General features: G+C 68.2%; 2 protein-coding genes. Both read right to left on the bottom strand.

The genetic code is table 11. From position 1 onward, the window contains the following. Nucleotides 1-78 precede the first annotated feature (78 nt). A complete protein-coding gene (locus KN815_RS47620; RefSeq protein WP_216347995.1) occupies nt 79-924 on the bottom strand; it encodes a calcium-binding protein in 846 nt (281 codons plus the stop codon). Between the two features lie 250 nt (nt 925-1174). Then, nucleotides 1175-1772 (bottom strand): LysR family substrate-binding domain-containing protein (locus tag KN815_RS47615; protein WP_216347994.1); only part of this gene is annotated, 598 nt, incomplete at its 5' end.

Raw genomic sequence — 1772 nt, 5'->3', positions numbered from 1 at the left:
CTCCGCCGCGCGGGCGCGACCGGCCACGACGGCGCCGCGGCCGGCCGACGACGCATCGTGACACTTCCAGCGGAGCGCTTAGTCCTGGTGAACCTCGTTGCGGCCCGGCCCACCGGAGAGGGTGTCGTGGCCCTTGCCGCCCCACAGCACATCGTTGCCGCTGTTGCCGTAGATCGTGTCGTCGCCGTCCTCGCCGTACAGCGTGTCGTCGTCCTGGTCGCCGTAGATGGCGTCGGCGCCCTTGCCGCCACGCAGGACGTCCTTGCCGGTGCCGCCGCGCAGGACGTTGTCCTCGGAGCCGCCGGTGATGGTGTCGTTGCCGGCGTCACCGTGGCATTCCTGCACGCAGTTGGTGATGGTGTCGTCGCCGTCACCGCCGTAGGCGCCGAAACCCATGACACCGCCGCCGCCGTCGATCTTGTCGTTGCCGGCGTCGCCGTAGAAGGTCGGCGACGCGTTGCCCTTGAGGACGTCGTTGCCGGCGCCGCCGTGAATTCCGGCGTAGGCATTGCTGTCGGCGTCGAGCTTGATGGTGTCGTCGCCGTCACCGAGGTCGACGTCGTAGTCATCCGAGTCGTCGGAGTTCTGCGGGATTTCCACCGCGCACTGGGCGACGGTGTGGTCGCTCGCGGTCGGGTAGGTGCACTCGTCCCAGTCCGCCGCTTCCGCACCGATGGTGATCTCGCCGTTGTCGCGGAAGGTGAGGACGTAATAGTCCTCGAATTCGCCACGGCTGACGATCTGTTCGGAGACCGACAGATTGTTCTTCTGTCCCGCGGCGGCCTTGTACCAGAGCTCACCGTCCTCGTGGACGAGGGAGCCCGAAGTCGTCGCGGCCGCCTGGGCGGCGGGCGCCGCGAGGGCGGCTCCGCCCAGGGCGAGAGCGAGGGTGGCCGTAGCGGCCATGGTCCGGTACCTGCGCATAGGGGTGTGGCCCTTCATGCAATCAGTGCCGATCAAACCGGCGGAGAAAGTGCCGATATGGTCACCGGACGCCGGTGACCGGCGATTTGGTGTTTCCGATCGCCCTGGTAGACAAAGATTGACGACAAGCGGTTGCACCGGGAATCCCCTAGTTTCCCGCAGTCGCAGGTCATCCCCTTTTTCAAAGGCAGTCGCGCCGGGAAAAGTTCCATTGCGGCAACCGCCTATTTTGAACTGCTTAACCCATTGTTCACCGAGTGATCTTTGAGCCGGCCGAGGGCGGACCGGTGAGGTGGACCCGGGCGTACTTGCGGAAGGCCGCCACGAGGCGGCTGTTGTCGTCGGCGCGGGTGGCCAGCACCACATGACTCGGCTCGACCCCGAGCAGCGGGACGATGGCGAGATCGGGGCGGAGGCCCTGGCTATAGGCGCCGGGTGCGATGGTCACGGCCTGCCCGGAGGCGATGAGTTCGAGCTTGTCCTCCACCCCCTCGGCGAGGGGGCCGTCGGGTGCGCGGCTGCCGTCGGGGCGGGGGTCGATGCGCCAGAAGGCGTTCCAGACCGGGTCGGCCCCCCGGATCAGGGGTTCATCGGCGATATCGGCGACGGTGACCGACTCCTTCCCGGCCAGGGGATGGTCGACGGGCACCACCAGCACCCGGGGCTCGTCGTAGAGGACCGTCACCTGGAGATCGCCGGTCGGGAACGGCAGCCGGGTCACCGCCGCGTCCACCCGGTGGTCGAGCAGGGCGGCCCGTGCGTCGTTCCAGGTCAGATGCAGGGTGCGGACGTCGGCGTCCGGATTGCGGTGGCGCAGCTCGCGCACCGCCGGGGTGACGATGACGTTC

The sequence above is a fragment of the Streptomyces niphimycinicus genome (genome assembly GCF_018883605.1).
GTDB classification, from domain to species: domain Bacteria; phylum Actinomycetota; class Actinomycetes; order Streptomycetales; family Streptomycetaceae; genus Streptomyces; species Streptomyces niphimycinicus.
Note: the sequence above shows the minus strand (reverse complement) of the source record. Positions and strands in the feature narration are given on the sequence as shown.

Bases quoted from the DNA above. Each gene is read 5' to 3' on its own strand.
- KN815_RS47620 (WP_216347995.1), bottom strand. From the start codon at position 924: ATGCGCAGGTACCGGACCATGGCCGCTACGGCCACCCTCGCTCTCGCC.